The following is a 24,791-nucleotide window of genomic DNA, read 5'->3' on the forward strand; positions in this document are numbered from 1 at the left end:
TCCCCCTTTTCAAGGGGGATTTAGGGGGATCGTTCGGACAAAGTCCCCCTTTTCAAGGGGGATTTAGGGGGATCGTTTGGACAAAGTCCCCCTTTTCAAGGGGGATTTAGGGGGATCGTTCGGATTTACATCAGTTTAAACGATTGATAAAAAGCGCCCTCAAAAACATCCGTCGGAGTCAACGTCAACCCCGCGCCCCCCTCCAAGACGGCGATGGTATCGCCATTAATTGCGATCGCCAAATCCGCACCCACCGGAGACGCGGTATAAGTGTCCGAAGGATTCAATACCATTTCCAGGGAATCCCCCTCCGCCTGACTGAAGCCCCGAATTCGCGCTTCTCCTTCTCCCAAATAAAACGTTTCAATTCCCCCGAAAAAACCGATTCGACTTCCCGGCAACACGGTGCCAAATACAAAATTGTCGGCCCCCGGACTTCCAATTAACAAATCAAACTCATTTTCTCCGGTGCTGGTGTAGGTGCGTCTCGAACCGCCCCCCACCACTTCCACCCCGGTAATGTCGTGGGGGCCAACTCCGAACGCCGTCACCGTATCATTTCCCGCCGTCCCCACGAATGTCGCTTCGCGGGTGGGTTCAAATTGTCCGACTTGTCGATAATGATCCAAACCGGACGCATACAACCCCGCTTCAATATCGGCGACAACATCGGGGTTATTCCACAAATATTCATCTTCTAAAAAACTGTCTTGCAGGGGCAGTTCTCCGGTATAATTGATATTGAGAGTTTGTCCCGAACCCCCTTCGATGATGCCGAACGGAACTCGCGATCCGTTGGCGATCCTCAGATCGACGCCGTCGTCTATTCGGATGTAACCGCTGCCCCTCGTTCCGGCGACTTGAATCACATCTTTTTCGGGGTCGTAATTTTGGATTCTGGCGATGCCGTTTAACCACTGATAAAAGTCTCCGGGCGGGGGTTCTTGCAGGGAACGGCCTACCCCCAAAACGAAGATATCCGAACCGGGAGAACCGATGAGAATGTCGGTTTCTCCCCCCACATTTCCATCGCCATATCCGTCGCTTTCGTAGATGCGATCGCCGTTCGCGTCCCGCCCCACTTCCACCCCAATTAATTCAACGGTACCCACACCGAAACCGGCGACAATATCATCAAACGGCCCCCCCACAAATGTCACCGATCGCCAATCTTGAAATTGACCGATTAACTCGTAGTGATGGCGGCCCGTCCGGAACTGTCCCGCCTCCACCTGTTGGGCGACATCGGGATAATTTTCCAAATATTCCGCATCCAAAAAGGAATTGGAAAATCGCCCCTCATCGGCGCCGAACTTGATCAAATGTTCCAGTCCGTTCCGAAAGGTCTGATTTTGCACGAACGGCAGCACGTCGAGATTATTTTGCAGGTAAAACAGTTCGTTATAATCCGCAGAAATTTGGGTCAGTCCCGACTCGTAACCGAACTGAATGAAGTGATCCAGTCCCGAGGAGAAAAATCCGGCATTGACGGCGTTGGCGACATCGGGATAATTTGCCAAATAGTAAGATTCGTCGAAGTACCGCGAGACTTCGGTAAATCCCGATGCCTGTCCGAACCGCTGAAAGTGTTCCAGACCTGACGAGACGATCCCTTGATCGATGCCGAGCTGAACGAATGGATATTTCTTGAGATAATATTGTTCGTCAAAAATGTCGTAATTCATCATTAGTCACCTCAGAAAAAAGCCCCCCAGTCCGATGACTGACTGGGGGAATTCATGTTCCACAAATGTTAAATAATGTATCGATACCGGAGAGTCAGACTTCGCCGAGTAAGACGGCATCCTCCGGAGTCATCAACTCCAAGACCTGTTGTCGGATCAGATTTTCCATCCGCTTACGAGACGGCTGCTGTCCCGGGATGCGGTGCTCGAACAAAATGCCGGAAATTTCCTGGATGCACTCCATAATCCGCTCTGCCTCGGCTTCCGTCATCGTTCCGACGACCAATTTTTCCGCTTCGGACTGTTTTGGCGGTTCCTGATGATTGGGTTGAGGAGCTTCTTCCTCATGATTGACACCCCCATCTAAATTCATGTGCAGTTTTTGCTGGTAGTGGGTGGGAAGTCCCCAACCCCGCTGTCCGGCGTGTTCGTGTCCGAGGCGTTCGTTTTCCAAATATTCGGTCGCCGATTCATACAATGCTTGTTCCCGCCAGTAGGGGACGGTAAAATAACCGAAACATTTGCGATACTCCTCCGAGTCTACCATGTCCGATACCAACGCCCCGACCCCGTGCCGCAGTAGAATATCATCCCACTTGTGAATTTCCTCGTCGCCGTGGGGAGTCCGCCCCAAAAAATGCTTGCAGGCATTTTCGATAAACTTGAGATTGGAACTATTTTCGTAGAAATGTTCCAAATAAATCGGACGCACGGCCAGACTTTTCAGAAAGTGTCGGATGCCGAGTTTTCCTTTCTTAAAGTCTTTTTCCAAATCCGCCAAATGCTTCCGCTCGGAATCGTAGGGCTGACGTTCGAGCACCTGTTGGTAAATTTTGCTCAAAACAAACGTCCGCTCTTCGACGGATGCGTTGTGGGTGGTGGTGATGGTTTCGTGTAACGGCATGGTTTAGCCTCCTGTTTGCGTTGAATATCGGCGTCATTTTTGACGCCGAAAAAACCGTCTTTCGACTGGCGAACGCGAGTGAATTAGCCCTTGGGCATGACTCCGCCCCGCTGCACCGTCGCCATCAATTTGGGAGGGATGTCCAACACTTCCATGATGATATCCATGTAAGGTTTGAGGAGTTGGTTGCAGGCACTCGGCAATTTTTCCTGCATGGTTTCTTCCAGACAGTGATAGGCTTTCAGGCAGGCGGTATTCCGCTGGTAGGACGCGAGAATGTTCGCCAACCACAACATCAAAGATTCGCGAAAATAACGGGGGTCGTCCCGCAAAAGTGCGACGGACATCAGACAAATTGTCATGTTCATATCGTAGATGCAGCGCTTGGAATGTTGCTGGACGACATCCGGATGGACGAGCATGAACTTTTTCAGGGCAATTTTGACCAGTTCCCCGGATTTTGACCGGAGAATTTCGTAGGTTTTCGTGCGGACGGGGAGAGTTTGAACGTACTGGTGGATGGGCTTCAATTCTGCATCGGTTAAATAACGGCCATCTCCCTGAACCATCAACTCTTCCCATGCCAAATTAATGGTCGGCATTTGAATTTTCCTCTCAATCGAATACGGCTTGGACTGGCAATAGCACTACCTTGACTGGTTTGGACAATTAACTCGGGTCAGAAAGCATCAAGTCGGTCGGCACAAAACACACGTTAAACGTCCTCGTTTCCCGGCGTAATGCTATATCTATCATTTTATGTCCCTTTTTTATAATTTGATCGCCCGAGTTACCAAAATCAAGGAAATGATGTAATTTTTAATATGAAGAAATGATAAGCAACACGCCGATCGCGCTTCGAGACTGCACATTTTGCTAATTTTGTCAAGTGTTTGAAGGCGATCGCTCGATGGCGACAACCCCACCTGGGAGTCCCTTCCCCGCCGCGTTATGTTGAAACGTAACGACATTGGAGGACTATCCGGATGAACGGCAAACAGGTACTCCTCACCGGGGGAACCGGAGGACTCGGCATGGGAGTCACGCCCCTCGTCCTCACCCGGGGCGCAAAAGTGACCATCCCCTACCGCAACTCGGCGGAAGTCGATCGCCTCAAAGGCATCCTCTCCCCCTCCGATTTCGAGAAAATTCGCTTCGTCGCCGTCGATCTCACCGACGAAACCGCCGTCAAAAACCTCGTCAACGACATGGGGCGGGTGGACGTGCTCATCCACCTCGTCGGGGGCTTCTCGATGGGCAAAACCCACGAATACGCCTTCGAGGACTGGAAAAAAGACTTCGACCTGAACCTGCACAGCACCTTTTTGGCCTGCAAATACAGCCTCGCCAAAATGCTCGAACGGGACTACGGTCGCATCGTCACCGTCGGCAGCCGGGGTGCCGTCCAACCGGGCGGACAAATGGCCGCCTACTCTGCCTCCAAGGCCGGCGTCGTCGCCCTCACACTCGCGATCGCCGAAGAAACCAAAGACACCAACATCACCGCCAACTGCGTCCTGCCCAGCGTCATCGACACCCCCACCAACCGGGACGCGATGGGGGCCGAAAACGCCGATCGCTGGGTCAAACCCGAATCCCTCGGACAGGTGATCTGCTTCCTGGCCTCCGAAGCAGCCGGAGACGTGCGCGGCGCGGCCGTTCCCGTTTATGGCAATATTTAAGACAAACCATCGCGGGGCATTCTGTAACTGACATTACCAAAATCCGAACCGTTTTCAACCCCACGAATTGCCAAAGCAGCCATTGAATTCACGATATAAATAACACAAATGAGCGTAAAAGACAAGCCTAGATTTCCGGGGAACCTGCCCATCCCCACCATCCTGCTGTGGGTGGCGGGTCTGTTCCTGCTGGCTAACCTCTTCCTGCCGGGACTCTTCGGCCAGCAAACCCCCCGAGTCCCCTACAGTCTGTTCATCGAACAAGTCGAAGACGGACAAGTCACCCAAGCCTACGTCGGACAGGACGAAATCCGCTACCAACTCAAACCAGAAGCCGGAGAGGAACAGGGACAAGTCCTCACCACCACCCCCATTTTCGACCTGGAACTGCCCAAACGCCTGGAAAATAACGGCGTGCAGTTCGCCGCGGCCCCCCCGCCCCGGCAAAACTGGCTCACCACCCTCCTGAGTTGGGTGATCCCGCCCCTGATCTTCGTCGGCATTTGGATCGGCGTGGGGCGGTTCCTGCAAAGCCGTGGCGGCGGCGGCGGTTTCGGCGGACCCCAGGGCGCCCTGTCCATCACCAAGAGCAAAGCCAAAGTCTACGTCGAAGACGAAGGCACGAAAGTCAGCTTCAAAGACGTGGCGGGGGTCGAAGAGGCCAAAACCGAATTGGAAGAAGTCGTCGAATTCCTCAAAGAACCCCAGCGTTACAAGCAGATCGGGGCGCGCATCCCCCGGGGCGTGCTGCTGGTGGGCCCTCCCGGAACGGGTAAAACCCTGCTGGCGAAGGCAGTGGCGGGGGAAGCCGGGGTCGCCTTTTTCAGCATCTCCGGTTCCGAGTTCGTGGAACTGTTCGTCGGCGCCGGTGCGGCCCGGGTGCGGGACCTGTTTGAACAGGCGAAAAAGAAAGCCCCCTGCATCATCTTCATCGACGAATTGGACGCGATCGGCAAGTCCCGGGGCGGCGCCGGGTTCTACTCCGGCAATGACGAGCGGGAACAGACGTTGAACCAATTGTTGACGGAAATGGACGGGTTCGCCGCCGGGGATGCCACGGTGATCGTTTTGGCGGCCACCAACCGCCCCGAAACCCTCGACCCGGCCCTGCTGCGTCCGGGACGCTTCGATCGCCAAGTTTTGGTCGATCGCCCGGATCTCGCCGGACGGCTGAAAATCTTGGAAATTTACGCCCAAAAGGTGAAACTGGACGCGGAGGCCGACCTGAAACTGATCGCCACCCGCACCCCCGGATTTTCCGGTGCCGACCTGGCCAACCTGGTCAACGAAGCCGCGCTGCTGGCGGCCCGCAATAAACGAGAAACCGTCACCCAAGCCGACTTCAACGAGGCCATCGAACGGGTGGTCGCCGGACTGGAGAAAAAGAGCCGGGTTCTCAACGAGAAGGAGAAAAAAATCGTCGCCTACCACGAAGTCGGCCACGCCTTAGTTGGTGCGGCGGTGTCCGGCGGTTCCAAAGTGGCGAAAATCTCCATCGTCCCCCGGGGGATGGCCGCCCTCGGTTACACCTTGCAAATGCCCCAGGAAGACCGGTTCCTGTTGGACAACAAAGAAATTCGCGGGGAAATTGCCACCCTGTTGGGGGGACGTTCCGCCGAAGAAATCGTGTTCGGAACCATCACCACCGGGGCGGCGAACGACCTGCAGCGAGCCACAGACATGGCCGAGCGGATGGTGACGATGTACGGCATGAGCAAGGTGCTCGGTCCCCTGGCTTACGAAAAGGGGCAGCAGAACAACTTTTTGGGGGATAATATGATGATGAACCCCCGCCGCAGCGTCAGCGACGACACCGCCAAGGCGATCGATGCGGAAGTCAAAGAGATCGTCGAAACGGCTCACGAAACGGCCCTGAACATCCTCCGGGACAACCGGGATCTGATGGAAACCATTGTCGAGCAGATCCTCGATACGGAAGTGATCGAAGGGGAAGCCCTTCAGAAACTTTTAGATCGGGTCAAATACGAGGGCGATCTGACTCCAGCACCCGCCTCTTAAATATCGGACAAATTGTGACCGCAGCGGGCCGGGGGCGATCGCTCCTTGTCCGCTTTTTTAATGAAAAATGAAAAATGAAAAATGAAAAGTGATATCAAATCCGATCACCTCTCTCTATCCTCTGTGTTCTCTGTGTCTCTGTGGTAAATTTTCCCCAAAATTATGAGCATCAAGAAAAAACCGAAATTTCCCAAATCCAACCAAATCGGCAATATCCTGTTGGCGATCGCCGGGGCGATCTTGATCGGAAACTGGGTCATTCCCGAACTCACCAAACCCAAAATCCCCCGGGTTCCCTACAGTTTCTTTATCAAACAGGTGGAAGACGGGCAGGTGCAGGCCGTCCTGGTGGGAGATAACGAAATTCGCTATCAACTCAAACCCCAGGGAGACAATCCCCCCCAGGTGTTCGCCACCACCCCCGTTTTTGACTTGGAACTGCCCAAACGTTTGGAAGACAAAGGGGTAGATTTTGCCGCCCCGCCCCCGCCCAAAAATGCCTGGTTTCGGACGCTGTTAAATTGGGTGATTCCGCCACTGATTTTGGTGGCGGCATTTCAATTTTTCATGAAGCGCGACCCCCAAGGTTCAATTTCTCTCAACAAAAGTAAGGCGAAGGTTTACGTCGAGGGAGAATCGGAAAAAATTACGTTTGAAGATGTCGCCGGCGTCGAAGAGGCGAAAGCGGAATTGGCGGAAGTGGTGGACTTTTTAAAGAATCCCCAGCGGTTCACGGAAATCGGTGCCCGAATTCCCAAAGGGCTGCTGTTGGTGGGGCCGCCCGGAACCGGAAAAACCCTGATGGCGAAGGCCGTGGCGGGGGAAGCGGGGGTGCCCTTTTTCAGCATTTCCGCCTCGGAATTCGTGGAGTTATTCGTGGGGACGGGAGCCGCCCGGGTGCGGGATTTATTTGAACAGGCGAAAAAGAAGGCGCCCTGCATTATTTTTATCGACGAATTGGACGCGATCGGCAAGTCGAGAAGCGGCGGCGGCGGGTTTCAAAGCGGCAGCAGCGACGAACGGGAACAGACGTTGAACCAGTTGTTGACGGAGATGGACGGGTTCGGCGTCGGGGACGAGACGGTGATCGTGTTGGCGGCGACGAACCGCCCGGAGGCTCTGGATGCGGCCCTGTTGCGCCCGGGACGCTTCGATCGCCAAGTTTTGGTCGATCGCCCCGATTTGGCTGGACGGCGGGCGATTTTGGGCATTTACGCCAAGCGGGTGAAGTTGGGTGAGGATGTGGACCTGGAGGCGATCGCGACCCGAACCCCCGGTTTCGGCGGGGCGGACTTGGCGAATTTGGTCAACGAGGCGGCGTTGTTGGCGGCGCGAAACCACCGCAAAACGGTGGCTCAACAGGACTTCTATGAGGCCATCGAACGGGTGGTCGCCGGGTTGGAAAAGCGCAGCCGCGTCCTCAGCGACAAAGAGAAAAAGATCGTCGCCTACCACGAAGTCGGTCATGCGATGGTCGGGGCGCTGATGCCGGGGGGCGGCAAGGTGGCGAAAATCTCCATTGTCCCCCGGGGAGTCGGGGCGCTGGGCTATACCCTGCGGATGCCGACGGAGGATCGGTTTTTGATGGATGAGGGGGAATTTCGGGAGCAAATCGCCACCCTTTTGGGGGGACGGGCCGCAGAGGAAATCGTCTTCGATCGCGTCACCAACGGGGCCTCCGATGACCTGCGGCGGGCGACTAATTTGGCGGAACGGATGGTGATCACCTACGGCATGAGCCAGGTTTTGGGGCCGTTAGCCTACGAACAGGGCGGCAAACCCAACTTTTTGGGGACCGGCGACGGCAACCTCCGGCGTCCGATGAGCGAAAAAACCGCCGAGGCGATCGATTCGGAGGTGAAAGAAATCGTCGAAACGGCCCACCGGCAGGCGATCGACATTCTGAAAACCAACCGGGAATTGTTGGATGAAATTGCGCTCAAAGTGTTGGCGACGGAGGTGATCGAAGGGGAGGAATTGCAGCAGTTACTCGATCGCGTCCAGAAACCGGCTTGATTGTCATGTTTGGGGTGCATCTTCAAAGGGGCGTTTTCGGCGATTCAGAAAATCCCTATAGCGCAGCACTATAGCTTGGGAATTGATTCCCAAGCGGTCTTGATATCAAACCCGCGACGGGATGTCAATTGTCCTCTCCAGACCATCCCTGCCAGTGGTGATATTCCTCCACATTCACATCATCCAAACTGTCCTCCTCCGCCGGTTCAGAAATCAGATTCGGATGTTGAATCACGAAGGGAAGGTGGGCCCCCCGCAACCCCCGTTTGATCCGTTCCGGAGTTTCTGAAAATAGCACGAAAAGGGGATAAATTTTCTCCGCTTCTTGGGAATAAATGTACTCGTAATGGTGGGGCATCACCCACTCGTAACCGCCATCTAGATAAACCTGGGTGAGTCTCCACCGCCTCAGCAGATCGGAGAGATCTTCCTGGGGACGGTGAATGAAAACGAAAATTTCCGCCCCCACTTTGACTTTCCACTCCGGATCGCACATAATGACGGCGATATCGCAGGGGAGACAAACCGCCTGATCCGGGGCGATAGGTGCGCTATCGCGGATCGCGATCTCCCGATGTCCGGCGTAGGAAACTCCGTCCCGCAACCGCACGATCGGCAGCGGTAGGGTGATCAGACTTTCCTCCGGGCGCCGCAGACTCGGAATCATTTCAAAATAAGGGCGATGCTGCTGCAACAGCGCGATCACCGCCGTCGAATTGCTGTACTCGGCCAGCAGCGTTTCGTAATGGGATTGTTGAACTGGCATTTTTAAAAACCTTTTGAACATCAGATGGAGTCAGCAAGAGAAATGGCTCTCGATTCTAAATGTTGAATCAGACCTTCTCTATTTTCGACCCGAACCGTTTCAGTGTCGGTGGATGGGGGACGGAGAGAAGAGATGAATTGTCGCGATCGCACGTTCAATTTTCCGCTCTCCTGGCTCCCCATCGAAATTGGGGAAACCCATCTGAATGGGTACTCCCAAATCCGATTTTTTACAAACTCTCAAACACCTTGAACATGGGCAGGTACATCGACAGCAACACCGATGCCACGATGCCACCCACGACCACGATCATCAACGGTTCCAGGGCGCTGGTGAGGGATTTGACCGCCTCCTCCACTTCCGTTTCGTAGAACGCCCCCACCTTCATCAACATTTTATCGAGTTCCCCGGATTCTTCCCCGATCGCGATCATCTGAATCGCCAAGCCGGGGAACACATTTTCTTCCTGGAGGGCGATACTGATCAGCCCGCCCTGTTGGATCTCCACCCGGGCGTATTCGATCGCGTTGGCGATCGCCTGATTTCCCGCCACGTCCCGCACGATTTCCATCGCATTCATGATCGGCACGCCGGAACGGGTCAGACTGCCGAAAATGATGCAAAATCGGGCCACCGCAGACTTTTCGATGATCGGCCCGAACAGGGGAAGTTTCAAGTAAATTTTATCGAAAAATAATCTCCCCTGGGGCGTTTTGTAGACGATCGTATAAGTAATATAGATCGCGATCAAAAGTCCGATGACAACTATCTGTCGAATTGGGGGCCACGCCGTACAGAAGGCGCTCACTTGCAGCATCATGACCGTAAAGAGTGGCAGTTCCGTGCCAATTTGCTCGAAAATTCCCGCAAATGTCGGCAGCAAAAAGGTCGCCATCCCGAAAAATACCGCGATCGCGATAAATAGCACCGTTTTCGGATAAGAAGTCGCCGACTTAATCTCACTCTGGGTTTTGTGGTTTTTCTCCATCATCACCGCCAGACGTTCCAGGGATTCATCCAAAACCCCCCCCGTTTCTCCGGCCGCCACCATACTGACAAACAACTGGTCGAATACATCCGGGAACTTCTTCATCGACACCGATAATTCCGTCCCCTCCTCCACGTCAGCCCGCATCGTATTGATCGCCTTTTTCAGCTTGGCGTTATCGCACTGATCGCCCAACACGCTCAAACAGCGGGCCATCGCGATACCGGCGTTGAACATGGCGGCAAATTGGCGGGCAAAGACCGCCAGATCTTTGACCGTCACTGACGCCATCGCCACGTTAATATTTTCTTCTAATTGCTTGAAATCAAACCCCTTTTTTCGGGAGTGACTCCGAACCATTTTATTAGTCGTCATATTCCACCTCTATTGATAGCTCTCAGAACTCAGCTTTCAGCAATCAGCTTGCGGTCAACCGCCCCCTCTGGAGAGATGCCGAGATGGATTTTCGGCTCTCCTAACCGTTCTGGCAGTTGCCAGATCAAATGGCAAACTGTTGTCTTTGCGAACCATAAGAAAAAAAAGGGAAAAAGGATAGTGAATTGTCACCGCTCACTTTTTCCCGTCCTCCAACTTCAACACATTTCCGGCGTCGGGGGGCTTCGCACAAACGCGATCACCTTTTGGCTTTGGCTTTGGCTTGACCCGCCTTGGGTTGGGGGCCGATCAGCCGTTCGAGTTCGTCAGCCTTGGAGGTTTTGCTCATGGCATCTTCCCAAGTCACTTTCCCCTCTTGGAACAGCTTGGCCAGCGACATTTCCATCGTCTGCATCCCCAACTTCGCCCCCATTTGGATCTGGGAATAAATTTGAGTGGTTTTTCCTTCCCGGATCAGGTTCCCCATCGCCGGAGTGTTGATCATGATCTCCATCGCCGCGCAGCGGCCCCCGCCGATTTTGGGGACGAGGTTTTGACTGCAAACCCCCACCAGGGAGCCAGACATCTGCGCCCGCACCTGGGGTTGTTGGATGGGGGGGAACACGTCCAGCATCCGGTCTACCGTCGCCGAAGCCGAGTTGGTGTGCAGGGTTCCGAAGACCAAGTGGCCCGTTTCTGCGGCCGAGATCGCCAGGCCGATGGTTTCCAAGTCCCGCATCTCCCCGACCAGGATGATATCCGGATCTTCCCGCAGAGCAGCTTTCAGGGCATTGGCGAAACTCTTGGTGTCCTCTCCCTTCTGGCGCTGGTGAAACAGGCTCTTGATGTTGGGGAAAACATATTCGATCGGGTCTTCCACCGTCAGGATGTGTTCCGATCGCGTCCGGTTGATCAAGTCCAGCAGCGCGGCCATCGTCGTCGTCTTACCCGAACCCGTCTGTCCCGTCACCAGAACCATACCTCGGGGGCGCTCGGTCAGGTCCCGCAGGATTTGGGGGACCCCCAACTTGTCGGCGTTGGGAATTTTGGACGCCAGCGCCCGCAGGCAAGCCGCCCAGCAGCCCCGCTCCCGGTAGACGTTGACCCGGAACCGGGCCAGTCCCTTCACCCCGTAGGCGCAATCCAATTCCCAGTTCTGCTCCAACTGCTTGCGCTGCATATTATTGAGCATCTGGAAAATCAGCACCTGCACCTCTTCGGGAGCTAACGTTTCGCCAAATTGAGGTTGCGGAGTCAGTTTCCCGCTCAGGCGGAAAAAGATCGGCGCTCCGGCTTGGATATGAATGTCCGAACCTCCTTGTTCCACCAAAGACTCCAGCACATCCTCAATCATCAAACCACGCATAGATAACCCTCCAAGAAAGTTGTCGGTTGTTCATTAAAAATCGTCGTCAGAGCGATCGGGGAAGCGATCGGTTTTGGGGAAATCTCCCGCCTTCTCTGAGTGTGCATCATTCCCCGAGCTAGTCCGTGAAACGCGGGGTCAGACAGTAGGGACAGTCCAACCATTCCGGCTTCAACTCCGCGCCGCACCCCTTGCAGGTCAAACCCTGCTTCCGCTTCGCCTTCAACTCAGCCTCCAGGCCGGAGTCGGTAAACGTGACCCGCTCCACCTCCTCGAAAGTGGTGTGGCCTTCCCGGACCAACTGCAAGCTGTAGGCGAGGAGGGTTTTCATCCCTTCTTCCACCGCCGCCTCTTTGATCTGTTCCGTCGGGGCGCCCTTGGTGATCAGAGTTTGCATCCGCTCCGTCACCTTCAGGAATTCGTAAACCCCCACCCGGCCTTTGTAGCCCAAGCCGCTGCACTTCTTGCACAGTCCGCCCTGGGCGGCGAGGTTCTTCCGCTCCTCCGGCGGAATGGTGTTGGCCTTGTAGAAGGTGACATCCACCTCCCGGGAGGCCGAGAGTCCGTAGCGCCCCAACTCTTCCGGCGTCGGGGTGTAGGGGATGCGGCACTCGGTGCAGACGCGCCGCATCAGGCGCTGGGCCAGGATGCCCAGCAGGGCGGCGGACACCATGAACGGCTCCACCCCCATTTCATCCAAACGAGCGATCGCGCCGGCCGCGTCGTTGGTGTGCAGGGTCGTCAAAACCAAGTGTCCCGTCAGCGCCGCCTCGATCGCGGTTTTCGCCGTCTCCAAGTCCCGCGTTTCCCCCACCAGCAGCACGTCGGGGTCCTGTCGCAGGAACGCCCGCAGGATGTTGGCGAAGGTGAGATTTTTCTCCCGGATCACCTGACATTGGGTGATTCCCGGCAGGGCGTATTCGATGGGGTCTTCGGCCGTGCTGATGTTGATAGCCGGGTCGTTGCGCTCCGCCAGGACGGAGTACAGGGAGGTAGATTTACCCGAACCCGTCGGTCCGGTCACCAAAATCAACCCGAACGGACGGCTGGCTGTCTCCCGCACCATCGCCAGGGTTTCCTGATCCGTGATCAGCTTGTCCAACCCCAACTGGGTCGAAGAACTGTCCAGAATCCGCAGGACGATTTTTTCCCCGTAGCGACTCGGGAGGCTGTTGACCCGGAAATCCACCGTCCGGCCCTGGAATACCCGCCGAATCCGGCCGTCCTGGGCCTGGCGGCGTTCGGCGATGTCGAGGTCGGAAATAATTTTGAAACGGGACGTGATGGCGGGAATCACCTTTTTCGGGAATCTGAAATACTCCTGCAGCACCCCGTCTTTCCGCATCCGAATCCGCATTTCGTACTCTTGGGGTTCCACGTGGATGTCAGAGACACCCTCCGAGAGGGCCTTGGCGAGGATGACGTTCACCGCCTTGATCACCGGCGCCGTCTCGGCTTCCTCGAGCTGCTGGTCGAGGTTCATCCCGGCCATGTCGTCGGAGGCTTCTTCGAGTTGGACATCCTCAAACTCGCCCTCGCCAAACTGGAGTTTCTCCTGCTGCTTGCGAGCCGCCTCCACCTGCTTGCGCTTCACCTCCTCGTCACTGTAGGCCGAGATCAGCTTGTCGTAATCCTCTTGGGTGATCACCCGTCGCTGCAACGTCCACCCCTTCGGCCGCAGGATTTGGTTTCTCAACTCCTCCAGGGCGTTGAGGTTGTCCGGATCGACCATCGCGATCAGCACCGAGGTGGATTGACCGTCAGTTTCTGACAACTGCAACGGCAAAAAATGATGTCGCTTGCAGGTTTCGATGGAGGTTTCCAGGGTTTTTACCATGCGATCGAGATCCTCGACCGAAATTTGGTCGATTTCCAGGTCGAACCCTTCGACTCCGTAGACAATTTTTAACTCGAAGAGCTGTTGTTTCTTGTACTGACGGGCTAATTCGGGGGGGAGGGGCTGGCCGGTGATCGATTCGAGAACTTCGGTCAGGGGTTGGCCGCCTCGGGAGGTCTGGAGCGCCTGCTGAAGTCGTTCGGGATCGATGTAGCCGGATTGGATGAGTTTGTTGCCAAAAGGGGTGGTACTCTGGGCTACGAGAGCCGTGCGTCGCCGGGATGATGTGTTGGTCATAGCTGGATTGAGATCCTTGTGTCTAGACTTCCCAAACGGGTCGGGAAACTTTCTTGAGGGAGCATCGAGCCTTAGCCTCGATGGACGGTCTGAGGGCGGAGAGCTTTTCGCGTCGTGCCAAGGGTGATAGCTCCATTCTAAGCGGATTGTCTCGGGCTTCCATCCCGATCGGGGGGTGAGGTCAAATCCCGACCGCCCCCAAAATCGTCAACCGGGTTGAGTGCACAAGTGGCAACAAGCTCGTCAGAATTTTAAAAAACATCATTCCAGGAGAGTCCGAAAGCGGAACTTGCTGCAATTGTGATATGTAAGCTCACCCCGGTCTAAAGACGCGGGGCTTTCGCCCTAAGCTGCCGCTACGCTAGGTGAAAGAGCGATCCGGATGGGAGAATGCGATCCGGGGTCGATCGCCCCCAAACCGGTTCCGATCGAGTCTTCGGGAGGGTTTGAGCTTTGAGGGTTGCCGTCTCGGGCGATCCGGGCGTCCGTTCCAGTTCCCGCCAACCGACACCGGCCGAGAGTTCGCTTCTGTTCCGATGATACCCTTTACAAATCTCGGAAGCAGTGATCTAAGATAGGATTTTGATTAAAATTTCTAAAGAATACTGAATGCACTTTTAGGGAGAGCGGGGTTTTTCGCGACGCCGTTGGCGGACGAATTCCGTCGCTCAGTTTTCTATGATGGACGAGAACAAGCAACACGATATGGTATCCGATCCAATGACTGACAGACCGGAGGAGAAAACCGAATCTGCGGGTGCAGCCCCATCCGACCCGGAACCCGCGAATTCCGCATCCACCCCGACCCCACCCGAGTCTCCGGCGGAGCCGGCCGCGGGCGAAACCGAGCCGGCCGCGGGCGAAACCGAGCCGGCGGCAGCCGAAGTGGCCGAAGATCTGAGCGCACGGCTCAACGAGGAGTTGCTGGCGATGACCCAAACCAACGAGTCTCTCAAGGCTCAAATCGAGGATATCAGCGGCCAATATCGGCGGCTCGCAGCGGATTTCGAGAATTTCCGCAAGCGGACTCAGAAGGAAAAAGAAGATCTGGATTTGCAGGTCAAATGTGCCACCATCCAGCAGCTTTTGCCGGTGATCGACAATTTCGAGCGGGCCCGGTCCCAGATCAAACCCCAAAATGACGGCGAAATGAACATCCACAAGAGCTATCAGGGGGTCTACAAGCAGATGGTGGACTGCCTCAAGCAACTCGGGGTCTCCCCGATGCGGCCCGAGGGCGAGCCGTTCGACCCGAACTTGCACGAGGCGGTGATGCGGGAGGCCAGCGCCGACCACGAGGAGGGGACGGTGATCGAAGAACTGATGCGGGGTTATATGCTCGGCGATCGCGTGTTGCGCCACGCCATGGTCAAAGTGGCGATCGAGCCGGAATTCACGAGTCCGGCCACGGAAGAGGAACCCCCGGCGGAGGAGCCTCAAGAATAGGTTCGACCCCCCCTCAGGAACCGCCGCGGCGCGGGGCGCGGGATTGCCCCGACCGCATCTCGATCTTCAAACTCGGTCGGGCAGTCCGTCCAATCCGGAGCGCTCGGCCACCCGTTCACTGCAAACCTTCATCGCCGAGGCGCTATGGGAAAAGTCATTGGCATCGACTTGGGTACCACCAACAGTTGTGTCGCCGTTTTGGAGGGCGGGAAACCCGTCGTTATTTCAAATTCCGAAGGCGGGCGCACCACGCCCAGCATCGTCGGGTTCGGCAAGTATGGCGATCGCCTGGTGGGCCAACTGGGAAAACGGCAGGCGGTCACGAACGCCGAAAATACGGTTTTCAGTATCAAACGATTTATCGGCCGGCGCTGGGAAGACACGGAAGTGGAGCGATCGCGCGTTCCTTACAACTGCGTCCCCGGCAAAGATAACACCGTCGATGTCAAAATTCGTGACCAGGTTTACACCCCCCAAGAAATCTCGGCGATGGTGCTGCAAAAACTCAAGGAAGACGCCGAAGCCTACCTGGGAGAAGCGGTCGATCAAGCCGTGATCACCGTCCCCGCCTACTTCACCGACGCCCAGCGACAGGCCACCAAAGACGCCGGCACCATCGCCGGACTCAACGTCCTCCGCATCATCAACGAACCCACCGCCGCCGCCCTCTCCTACGGCCTGGACAAACAAGACCAGGACCAGACGATTCTGGTATTTGACTTGGGGGGAGGCACCTTCGACGTTTCCATCCTCCAACTCGGGGACGGAATTTTTGAAGTCAAAGCCACCGCCGGAAACAACCACCTCGGCGGGGACGACTTCGACAACGCCCTCGTCCTGTGGATGGTCGAAACCTTTAAAAACCGGGAGGGCATCGACCTCTCCGGCGACAAGATGGCCCTGCAGCGGATGCGGGAAGCCGCCGAAAAGGCCAAAATCGAACTGTCGAGTCGCTCCAAAACGGCGATCAACCTCCCCTTCATCACCGCCGACGACTCCGGACCCAAACACCTGGAACTGGAACTGAGCCGCCCGGAATTTGAAACCCTGGTAGCCGACCTGGTGCAGGGCACCATCGACCCGGTGTCCCAGGCCCTCAAAGATGCCAGCTTGGGACCCGACGACATCAAGCGGATCATTTTGGTGGGCGGTTCGACCCGCATCCCGGCCGTCCAGGAGGCGATCAGCAAGCATTTCGGCGATCGCGCCCCAGACCGCTCTGTGAACCCCGACGAAGCCGTAGCCCTCGGCGCGGCCATCCAGGCCGGCGTCCTGGGGGGAGAGGTCAAAGACCTGCTCCTCCTCGACGTCACCCCCCTCTCCCTGGGCTTGGAAACCCTCGGCGGCGTCCTCACCAAAATCATCGAGCGCAACACCACCATCCCCACCAGCCGCTCCCAAATGTTCTCCACCGCCGTTGACGGCCAAACCTCCGTCGAAATCCACGTCCTCCAGGGGGAGCGGGCGATGGCCAAAAACAACAAGAGTTTGGGGAAATTCCTCCTCACCGGCATCCCCCCCGCCAAGCGCGGCGTCCCCCAAATCGAAGTCTCCTTCGACATCGACGCCAACGGCATCCTGAAAGTCTCGGCTATCGATCGCGGCACCGGCCGGGAACAGAGCATCCAGATCACCAACACCGGCGGGTTGAGCGAAGCCGAAATTGAGCGGATGCGCCAGGAAGCCGAGGTTTATGCGGAGGAAGACGAGGCTTACAAACAGGTGGCCGAACTCAAAAACCAGGCGGAAACCCTATTCTATAATTGTAAGATGACGTTGAAGAGCAACCCCCAATACATCGGCGACGACCTCAAACAGCGCACCCGGGAGGAAGTGGCGGCATTGAAGAAAGCACTCAGCGACCCGAAAATCACCTTTGAGGAGATGCAACGCCAAGTTGACGCTTTCCAAGATCTGCTCTACAGTCTCGGTTCCGCCGTTTACGAGCAAGCCGGCCAGAATCGGGAGGAAACCACCCCGGCGGCGGGAGTCGCTCAGATGCTAGACTCGGAGGAAGGTGAAGTCGCCGACGGCGACATCGACTCCGAAACCGTCAATGGCTCGGCGGCTGACTCCGAAGCCCAAAAACCGTCTTCGAGTCAGAGTCCCGATAGCTCATTGACGGGCTAAATTCATCTCCCGTCGAGCCCCCGGCCGCAACGGTGAGAATGTCAACCGCGCCTTTTTTGTGTAGTTTTAGTCATTAAATTCTAGAAAAACAGCTTTATGGCAGGCGATTACTATGAAATACTCGGTGTCTCCCGCGACGCAGACAAAGAAGAAATCAAACGGGCCTACCGTCGCCTAGCTCGCAAGTACCACCCCGACGTCAACAAAGAACCGGGTGCCGAAGAACGCTTCAAGGAGATCAACCGCGCCTACGAAGTGCTTTCCGAACCGGAGGTCCGCGCCCGCTACGACCGCTTCGGCGAAGCCGGCGTGTCGGGGGCCGGCGCGGCGGGCTTCAATCAGGACTTCAGCGACAGTTTTGCCGATATCTTTGAAAGCTTTTTCAGCGGATTTGCCGGGGGAATGGGCGGTCCTCAGACGGGGCGGCGGCGAAGCGGACCGACCCGGGGAGACGATTTGCGCCTCGACCTGCGGTTGGACTTCAAAGAGGCTATCTTCGGCGGCGATAAAGACATCCTCATCCGCCACCTGGAAAGTTGCGAAACCTGCAACGGCAGCGGCGCCAAACCCGGAACCCTCCCCAGAACTTGCTCGACCTGCGGGGGCAGCGGCCAGGTTCGCCGCGCCACCCGCACCCCCTTCGGCAGTTTCACCCAGGTTTCCGTCTGCCCCACCTGCAACGGCACGGGGCAGATGATCGAGGAAAAATGCGCGACTTGCGGGGGACAGGGCCTCAAAGAGGTCAAGAAAAAGCTCAAAATTACCATCCCCGCCGGCGTCGATAACGGCACCCGCCTGCGGGTTTCCAACGAGGGCGACGCCGGCAAGCGCGGCGGCCCGCCGGGGGATCTGTACGTCTTCCTCTCCGTCGCCCCGGACCCCCACTTCCAGCGGGAGGGGATCAACATCCTCTCCGACGTGAAAATCTCCTACTTACAGGCGATTTTGGGCTGCACGTTGGAGGTGGAAACTGTCAAGGGCACCACCACCCTCACCATCCCGCCGGGCACCCAGCCCAACACGGTGCTGACCCTGGAAAATGAGGGGGTCCCCCGGTTGGGAAATCCGGTCAGTCGGGGCGACCATCTGATCACGATTTTGATCGACATCCCCACCCGAATCACGACCGAGGAGCGGGAACTGCTCGAGCAGTTGGCGCAAATCAAGGGGGAACGTACCGGAAAGGGGGGACTCGAAGGGTTCCTCGGCAATCTGTTTCAGAAATAAACCCCATTTCGACCGGGGCAGTTCTCGAATTGCCCCGATTTCTGCCCGATTTGAATACTGTGTATGACTGATTCAGCAGCATCGAACGCCCAAACTCTAGACCTGCGGGGGACTCCCTGTCCGATCAACTTCGTGCGGACGAAATTGCGCCTGCAACAGATGGGAGCGGGAGAAGTCCTGGAGGTGTGGCTGGATGCGGGGGAACCCATCGAGCAGGTGCCGGACAGTTTGGTGATGGAAGGCTACGCGATCGAGGCGATGGAGGAGCGATCGGGGTTTTTCGCGGTTCGGGTGCGCCGTCCGGCGGAAAAATCATGAGTGCCGGGGTTCTGAGAATGGAACCCGATCGCGTGCCGGGGACGGTCGTTTCCGGCCAAGCCAATTTTTACGAGGTTCACCTCGATTCCGAGGCCGGGGAAGACCGGCCGGATACCCTGCTGTGTACCTGCCGCGCCCGGTTGAAAAAGGTCGGCCAGAAGGTGATGGTGGGCGATCGCGTGGTGGTGGAAGAACCGGACTGGCAGGGGGGCCGGGGCGCGATCGCCGAAGTGCTGCCCCGCCGGACGGAACTGGACCGCCCCCCCATCGCCAACGCCGACCAACTCTTGCTAGTATTTGCGGTGGCCGAACCGGACCCCGACCCCATCGCCCTGAGCCGATTTTTGCTGAAGGCGGAATCGACGGGGCTGGAGGTCTGTCTGTGCTTCAATAAATGCGACCTGCTGCCCCCCGAAGGCCTGTTAGCGTGGCGCGATCGCCTGTTGGGGTGGGGGTACTGCCCGCTGCTGATCAGCGTCTACGAGGGCGCAGAATACGCCGTTACGGAGGACGGAGCGATCGAGGCTTCACGCTTCCAGGATTCCTCGGCTGTCCGCCCCGACTCCCTCCTCGGCCGCCTGCAAGGGAAAACCACCGCCATTTCCGGCCCCTCCGGGGTGGGGAAATCCAGTCTGATCAATCGTTTGATTCCCGACTCCCACCTGCGGGTGGGGGCCGTTTCCGGGAAATTGGGGCGGGGACGCCACACCACCCGCCACGTCGAACTGTTCGATTTGCCCACCGGGGGGTTACTCGCCGACACGCCGGGATTCAACCAACCCGGACTCGAATGCGAACCCCACGAACTCGCCAATTATTTTCCCGAAATCCGCGATCGCCTCTCGGAAAACTCGTGTCAATTTGCGGACTGTTTGCACCGGGACGAGCCCAACTGTGCCGTCCGCGGCGACTGGGAACGCTATCCCATTTACTTGCAATTTTTGGAGGAAGCGATCGCCTCCTGGGAAGCGGCACAACACCAGCGGGATGCGGAATCGACCCTGAAATCTAAGAGCAAATCGGGGGGGAAAAAGCAGTACGAACCGAAATTGCAGACGAAAAAATACCGCCGTTCTTCCCGGCGCCTGCAACATCAAAATTTGCAACAATTGTGCGAGGAATTGGACGAAGTTTAGGTTGTTCAAGTTTGGGCGATCGCATTTCGGAAAGTGACAAGAAACCGGGTTTCTATGAGAATCTTTCTATCCTCACCTAAGTTTTGTGAAGAAACCCGGTTTCTCAATATCAAGGGGCGATTGAATAATCATGAGGGGTTCGTCGAGTCGATGGAGATTTTGGACGAGTATGCTACAATTTAAAGAAAGCGATTAATTTTATCATAAAGGATGATATTTCATGCAAGTTAAGGGGATCAAAAAAGGTCGAACCATCGAAATATTTGAAGATCTAGATATTCCGGATGGTCAAGAAATTAGCTTATCGATTGAGACGGGGGGAGGGTTTTGGCAACGTCTTCAGTCTTTTCGACAAGAACTTGAGTCTGAGGACATCTGGATCGAACCAGATGTTTTTGAGGGAGTGCGGGATTCATCGCCGGGTCGAGAAGTGACTTTATGAGTTTACGATTTTTATTAGATACCAATATTCTCTCGGAACCGACACGCAAAAATCCGCACCCAAATGTGATGGCAATGCTCGAACAACACGAAGGAGAAGTCGCCACATCAACAACTGTGTGGCAGGAACTTCTTTTTGGGTATTCGCGCCTTCCGGATTCTCGGAGACGCAGGTTTTTAGAAAGGTATTTGAATCAGATCGTTCGTCCGACTATTCCAATTCTGCCTGACGATGTGGAGGCTGCAACTTGGCACGGGATTGAAAGAGCGAGATTGACGAGTATTGGACAGACACCTTCTTTCCCGGACGGTCAAATTGCTGCTGTTGCCAAAGTCAAAAATTTAATTTTGGTCACGAATAACGTATCAGATTATCGAAATTTTTTAGATCTGGCAGTGGAAAACTGGTTTTGATGAAAGAGCGATCGCACTTTGGAAAGTGGCAAGAAACCGGGTTTCTATGAGAATCTACCTATCTTCACCCAAATTTTGCTAAGAAACCCGGTTTCTCAATATTAAGGGGCGATCGCACTTTGGAAAGTGGCAAGAAACCGGGTTTCTATTAGAATCTTTGCGTCTTCACCGAGATGGTGTTAGAAACCCGGTTTCTCAATATTAAGGGGCGATCGCACTTTTAGAAGGTGGCAAGAAACCGGGTTTCTCTGCTAAACTCTAGATAATCAGAAGAGTTTGTTGTCATTGATTCTAATTTTCTCATCATTTATAACTATTTTATGTGGTTAGTTAAGCGGATAAAAAATCTGATAAGATAACAACATTAATTCCAGAAACAATTTCCAAGCGTTTATCGTTAGTTATAAAAGTTTCACATCCATTTAAAATTGCAGTTGATGCGTGAATCGCATCTGGCAGTTTCAGATTGGTAATACTTCTTAATCGAGCAGATTCTCTCAAGATTTCTCGATGAATTGGCACGACTTCAAGTAGGGGTGAATTTTGAATAGCATTTTCATAAGCCGAACAAACCTCAATATTATTATCGAGGAACGGTTTGACCAAAACTTCTGCCAAGGTTAGTTCGCTAGTAATGGCTTTAAGAGTCCCATCATCAAAAGCATCAAACAACACATTTAATTCCGTTTGAAATTGAACATATCCCTCCAAGGCATAAATAAAAATATTGGTATCTAAGTAGACTCTGCTTCCGGCAATCACTTCTAAAATTGCCATTTATCTCGCTCCTTACGAATAAAGCGATCGGCTTCTTTTGGGGTTTCAAAACAACCTTTTCCCGTGCCGATCATACTTTTCAAAGATTTTTTTTGTTTGGAGGTTGATTTGTGTTGCTTTATTTTCCCTGCGATATAAGCGATGAGTTCCAACTGTTCATCGAGACTCATGCGGTCTATTTGTCGAATGACATCTTGAAATGAAAGAGTATTTTGATTCATCGGATAATTTGTGATTCCGCTGTTTATATCTATTTGATTGTAGCATGAAGCGGGGAGAGATGCGATCGCACTTTTAGAAGGTGGCAAGAAACCGGGTTTCTATGAGAATCTTTGCGTCCTCACCGAGATGGTTTGAGAAACCCGGTTTCTCAATATCAAGGGTGCGATCGCGACAAGATTTGTTAAACTTGAGATGTCATTAATATTCCCAGTTCATTTACGGCAAATGAAAACAACTCGACAGCTAACCGCAATGATTGAGAGAGAAGGTGACGGATATGTTTCTTTATGTCCGGAACTCGATCTGGCGAGTCAAGGTGATACGGTGGAAGAAGCGCGATCGAATTTAATGGAAGCGATCGCGCTTTTTTTGGAGATGGCTGATTCGTCGGAAATTGAGCGTCGTTTTTGTTTCTAATCTCAGCAATGCGATCGCACTTTGGAAAGTGACAAGAAACCGGGTTTCTAGGAGAATCTTTGCGTCCTCACCGAGATGGTTTGAGAAACCCGGTTTCTCAATATCAAGGGTGCGATCGCATTTTGAGAAGTGGCAAGAAACCGGGTTTCTAGGAGAATCTTTGAGTCCTCACCTAAGTTTTTGGAAGAAACCAGGTTTCTCAATATTAAGGGGCGATCAGTATAATATTAGTTGAATTAAACAAAAAATAATCCCCAAAAATAATTTAACAGTAGCGCTATTTCTTTTACGGCAATACAAATTTTGACTACAGTATCGAGATAGATTCTAAAACTCTCTACAGATTTTAAAATTTTTTTACGCTCTTGCTCCCGTTCTTCTTCTAAAAACTGACGAATCTCTTGTTTTTGTTCTTCACTTAAAGCCATGTCAACATCCTTCGGTTTGAAAGTTTACAATTTTTTATGGATAATTTAATTTGTTTCTCTTTTTGGAGTTGGACAATCCTGCAACCATTTTTTGATTTTCTGGATCATCTCAATATCATCTGCAAAATCTTTTGCATCGGCTTGTAAAACAAGTAAAATTAAGTCGCAGGAAGGGATGATATCTTGATAAATTTTGTCGTACTCTTGATCTTCCTTTTCGCTGCGTCCATATCCAGGCAGATCGATGACGGTTAAGGTTCCGCCTGTTGAGAGTGTAAATTCCTTGGTTTGTGGTTGCGTCGTACCGACAGTTGTGGGACTTGTTTTTAGATCGGCATTAAAGAGATTATTAATGGTTGTTGTTTTACCAACCCCAGATTGTCCAATTACTGCCACCTTGGGAGGCAATTCAGCTTCCTGTTGCAGCTTGCTTGTGAGTCGATTCAACTCATCCTTTGAAATAATTTCTTCAAGTTGCTTCAAGATCTGATTTTCAGAAGAAACTTTTTGATCAGAACTCTTTTCCATTTCCTTTCGTTGTTCATCGGCATATTTTTTTGCTTCTGGATCTGCCAATTCAAATGGATCTTTGGGATTGATATTCCCAAGCTTGAATCCGACATAAGCATTTTGAATGATTTTATTGAGCAAATTGATCAAACGATATCGTTTTAAAGCGGAGTAATATTCCAAATTTGTATCGTTTATTTCAGCTTCTTTGGTTAGCTTTTTGATCACATCTTTGCACCGACGTTCAATCTCATTTTTTGCTTCTTTTTCAGGTTTATTTAACTTTTCATTCCATCCATCAGGGGTGATTTTGTCAACTTGGTTTAAACCCACCACTAGCCGGAGAGGTATTTCGGGAGGTTTTGCGGAGCCAATTCCAAATTTATTCAGGAAAGATTTCATGATTTTTGAACTCCTTGCTAATATTTTGGTTCTCAGACTTTCTAATCCCCAACTGTAAAAGGATGTGTAGGGGACAATTTGACTTTTCTCAAAAACGATCGCACCATCTAGCGCATTTTGGAAGATTCCGTAAATGTCATCTATTTTTTCGGGGATGAGCTTCAATTGGTCTGGCGAAGGTTGTCGTTTGTCAATGTCAAACCCTTTTTGTCCTTCATACACTTCCAAGCAATCAATTTTATTGAGGGCTAATATCAGAGATAGAGATGATTTAAAGAATGGTTTTAATTTCTTTAAAAATATCTCGTCCCTTTTATAAGCTCTCGTATCCGCTTGGGTGATCCAGACCAAAACATCGGCTTTAGCAACCCACTTTTTGTAGTAAGCCATATATTTCCGATCTGCGGCCGAAGTTTCTCCAATTCCCGGCAGATCGACAACTCGGAGTTGATGGTAAGGAAAGTCAGCGTACTTAAAAGTATCTAGGTCGTACTGTAAAAGTCGTAATGCAAGCCGGTGTAAACCATCGTCGATCAGGAGATAGAGGGCAAAAGTTACAACTTGTTTACGACTGCCAACGGGGAAGTCGGCAAACTGAGGCTTTTTAGTACAAGCGATCGCCGGATCGGTATCCCAGTTGAGCCCAAACAGAGCGTTGAGGGTGCTACTCTTGCCGACTCCAGTTTTGCCGAAAAATACGACGGTGAGTCGATCCTTTTCAAGCCACCTGGCTGGAGATCGGATGATTTTCGTGAGCCATGATGGAAGTGGCAAACAGCTACCCCCTTTCTGATTGTAAAATGATGGGCGATCGCCAAGTGCTAAAATCGTCCTTTATTTAATCTTGGCACTCGACTCGACTTCGGGCAAGCGATAATCGGTGGCATTTGGTGGCGAAATTCTCGGCTTCGCAGTTCTTCGTCGGTGGCAAAAAGTGAGATTTGGTGGCAAAATCAGCAGAAGTGTGATAAAGTGGCGTCAATCCTTA

The 24,791-nt window shown here is 53.7% G+C and carries 22 protein-coding genes; 11 read left to right on the forward strand and 11 right to left on the reverse strand.

Translation table 11 applies throughout. The features are described 5' to 3' along the window. Nucleotides 1–125: 125 nt before the first annotated feature. From AC0QHF_RS22905 to AC0QHF_RS22915, 3 genes are all read right to left on the reverse strand, one after another. Nucleotides 126–1,688, reverse strand: a complete 1,563-nt coding sequence (locus AC0QHF_RS22905) for a hypothetical protein (RefSeq protein ID WP_324706573.1) — start codon at nucleotides 1,686–1,688, stop codon at nucleotides 126–128. A 91-nt stretch (nucleotides 1,689–1,779) separates the two neighbouring features. Continuing rightward, on the reverse strand, nucleotides 1,780–2,589 hold the full coding sequence (locus tag AC0QHF_RS22910) for a phycobilisome rod-core linker polypeptide (RefSeq protein WP_324706574.1): 810 nt from the start codon (nucleotides 2,587–2,589) through the stop codon (nucleotides 1,780–1,782). A gap of 83 nt (nucleotides 2,590–2,672) precedes the next feature. Next, a complete protein-coding gene (locus AC0QHF_RS22915) occupies nucleotides 2,673–3,191 on the reverse strand; it encodes a globin family protein (protein ID WP_324706575.1) in 519 nt (172 codons plus the stop codon). A 384-nt stretch (nucleotides 3,192–3,575) separates the two neighbouring features. Between AC0QHF_RS22915 and fabG the strand changes: the two genes are divergently transcribed. From fabG to ftsH, 3 genes are all read left to right on the forward strand, one after another. Beyond that, entirely contained in the window at nucleotides 3,576–4,271 is a 696-nt protein-coding gene (fabG, locus tag AC0QHF_RS22920; protein ID WP_324706576.1) for a 3-oxoacyl-ACP reductase FabG, read from the forward strand. A gap of 108 nt (nucleotides 4,272–4,379) precedes the next feature. Then, entirely contained in the window at nucleotides 4,380–6,290 is a 1,911-nt protein-coding gene (gene ftsH4 / locus AC0QHF_RS22925; protein ID WP_324706577.1) for an ATP-dependent zinc metalloprotease FtsH4, read from the forward strand. 162 nt (nucleotides 6,291–6,452) lie between these two features. Next, entirely contained in the window at nucleotides 6,453–8,306 is a 1,854-nt protein-coding gene (gene ftsH, locus AC0QHF_RS22930; protein ID WP_324706578.1) for an ATP-dependent zinc metalloprotease FtsH, read from the forward strand. A 124-nt stretch (nucleotides 8,307–8,430) separates the two neighbouring features. Here ftsH and AC0QHF_RS22935 read toward each other — a convergent pair whose 3' ends face one another. The 4 genes from AC0QHF_RS22935 to AC0QHF_RS22950 form a co-directional block, all read right to left on the reverse strand. Next, nucleotides 8,431–9,072, reverse strand: coding sequence for a hypothetical protein (locus tag AC0QHF_RS22935; protein WP_324706579.1), 642 nt, complete (start codon nucleotides 9,070–9,072; stop codon nucleotides 8,431–8,433). A gap of 229 nt (nucleotides 9,073–9,301) precedes the next feature. Then, nucleotides 9,302–10,435: a type II secretion system F family protein gene (locus tag AC0QHF_RS22940; RefSeq protein ID WP_375341459.1), complete on the reverse strand. Its 1,134-nt coding sequence runs from the start codon at nucleotides 10,433–10,435 to the stop codon at nucleotides 9,302–9,304. A 259-nt stretch (nucleotides 10,436–10,694) separates the two neighbouring features. After that, nucleotides 10,695–11,801: a type IV pilus twitching motility protein PilT gene (locus tag AC0QHF_RS22945; RefSeq protein WP_324706580.1), complete on the reverse strand. Its 1,107-nt coding sequence runs from the start codon at nucleotides 11,799–11,801 to the stop codon at nucleotides 10,695–10,697. A gap of 118 nt (nucleotides 11,802–11,919) precedes the next feature. Beyond that, complete coding sequence (locus AC0QHF_RS22950) at nucleotides 11,920–13,935, reverse strand: GspE/PulE family protein (protein ID WP_324706581.1); 2,016 nt, start codon at nucleotides 13,933–13,935, stop codon at nucleotides 11,920–11,922. 681 nt (nucleotides 13,936–14,616) lie between these two features. Here AC0QHF_RS22950 and grpE point away from each other — a divergent pair. The 7 genes from grpE (at nucleotide 14,617) to AC0QHF_RS22985 (ending at nucleotide 21,047) form a co-directional block, all read left to right on the forward strand. Next, nucleotides 14,617–15,381, forward strand: a complete 765-nt coding sequence (gene grpE / locus AC0QHF_RS22955) for a nucleotide exchange factor GrpE (protein WP_324706603.1) — start codon at nucleotides 14,617–14,619, stop codon at nucleotides 15,379–15,381. A 144-nt stretch (nucleotides 15,382–15,525) separates the two neighbouring features. Beyond that, nucleotides 15,526–17,511, forward strand: coding sequence for a molecular chaperone DnaK (gene dnaK / locus AC0QHF_RS22960; protein ID WP_324706582.1), 1,986 nt, complete (start codon nucleotides 15,526–15,528; stop codon nucleotides 17,509–17,511). A 96-nt stretch (nucleotides 17,512–17,607) separates the two neighbouring features. Beyond that, the gene (dnaJ, locus tag AC0QHF_RS22965; protein WP_324706583.1) at nucleotides 17,608–18,738 is read left to right on the forward strand and encodes a molecular chaperone DnaJ; all 1,131 of its coding nucleotides are present in this window, start codon (nucleotides 17,608–17,610) and stop codon (nucleotides 18,736–18,738) included. A gap of 63 nt (nucleotides 18,739–18,801) precedes the next feature. Continuing rightward, entirely contained in the window at nucleotides 18,802–19,056 is a 255-nt protein-coding gene (locus tag AC0QHF_RS22970; protein ID WP_324706584.1) for a sulfurtransferase TusA family protein, read from the forward strand. A 17-nt stretch (nucleotides 19,057–19,073) separates the two neighbouring features. Further along, nucleotides 19,074–20,192: a small ribosomal subunit biogenesis GTPase RsgA gene (gene rsgA / locus AC0QHF_RS22975; protein WP_324706604.1), complete on the forward strand. Its 1,119-nt coding sequence runs from the start codon at nucleotides 19,074–19,076 to the stop codon at nucleotides 20,190–20,192. Nucleotides 20,193–20,412: 220 nt separating this feature from the next. Further along, the gene (locus tag AC0QHF_RS22980) at nucleotides 20,413–20,634 is read left to right on the forward strand and encodes a hypothetical protein (RefSeq protein ID WP_324706585.1); all 222 of its coding nucleotides are present in this window, start codon (nucleotides 20,413–20,415) and stop codon (nucleotides 20,632–20,634) included. Continuing rightward, nucleotides 20,631–21,047, forward strand: coding sequence for a type II toxin-antitoxin system VapC family toxin (locus tag AC0QHF_RS22985; protein WP_324706586.1), 417 nt, complete (start codon nucleotides 20,631–20,633; stop codon nucleotides 21,045–21,047). Before AC0QHF_RS22980 ends, AC0QHF_RS22985 begins: the two co-directional genes overlap by 4 nt. 330 nt (nucleotides 21,048–21,377) lie before the next feature. Here the strand turns inward: AC0QHF_RS22985 and AC0QHF_RS22990 are convergent, their stop codons facing one another. Beyond that, nucleotides 21,378–21,824: a type II toxin-antitoxin system VapC family toxin gene (locus tag AC0QHF_RS22990; protein WP_324706587.1), complete on the reverse strand. Its 447-nt coding sequence runs from the start codon at nucleotides 21,822–21,824 to the stop codon at nucleotides 21,378–21,380. Then, nucleotides 21,812–22,045 (reverse strand): hypothetical protein, encoded by a 234-nt coding sequence (locus tag AC0QHF_RS22995; RefSeq protein WP_324706588.1) that lies wholly within the window; start codon nucleotides 22,043–22,045, stop codon nucleotides 21,812–21,814. Before AC0QHF_RS22995 ends, AC0QHF_RS22990 begins: the two co-directional genes overlap by 13 nt. Before the next feature lie 253 nt (nucleotides 22,046–22,298). On the opposite strand from AC0QHF_RS22995, the gene AC0QHF_RS23000 reads away from it, so the two are divergent. Further along, complete coding sequence (locus AC0QHF_RS23000) at nucleotides 22,299–22,463, forward strand: type II toxin-antitoxin system HicB family antitoxin (RefSeq protein ID WP_375341460.1); 165 nt, start codon at nucleotides 22,299–22,301, stop codon at nucleotides 22,461–22,463. 236 nt (nucleotides 22,464–22,699) lie between these two features. On the opposite strand, the gene AC0QHF_RS23005 is transcribed toward AC0QHF_RS23000, so the two are convergent. Further along, nucleotides 22,700–22,891, reverse strand: a complete 192-nt coding sequence (locus tag AC0QHF_RS23005; RefSeq protein ID WP_324706590.1) for a hypothetical protein — start codon at nucleotides 22,889–22,891, stop codon at nucleotides 22,700–22,702. A 45-nt stretch (nucleotides 22,892–22,936) separates the two neighbouring features. After that, nucleotides 22,937–24,577, reverse strand: coding sequence for a GTPase family protein (locus AC0QHF_RS23010; RefSeq protein ID WP_324706591.1), 1,641 nt, complete (start codon nucleotides 24,575–24,577; stop codon nucleotides 22,937–22,939). Between the last annotated feature and the right edge of the window lie 214 nt (nucleotides 24,578–24,791).

The sequence above is a fragment of the Lyngbya sp. CCY1209 genome (assembly GCF_055795065.1).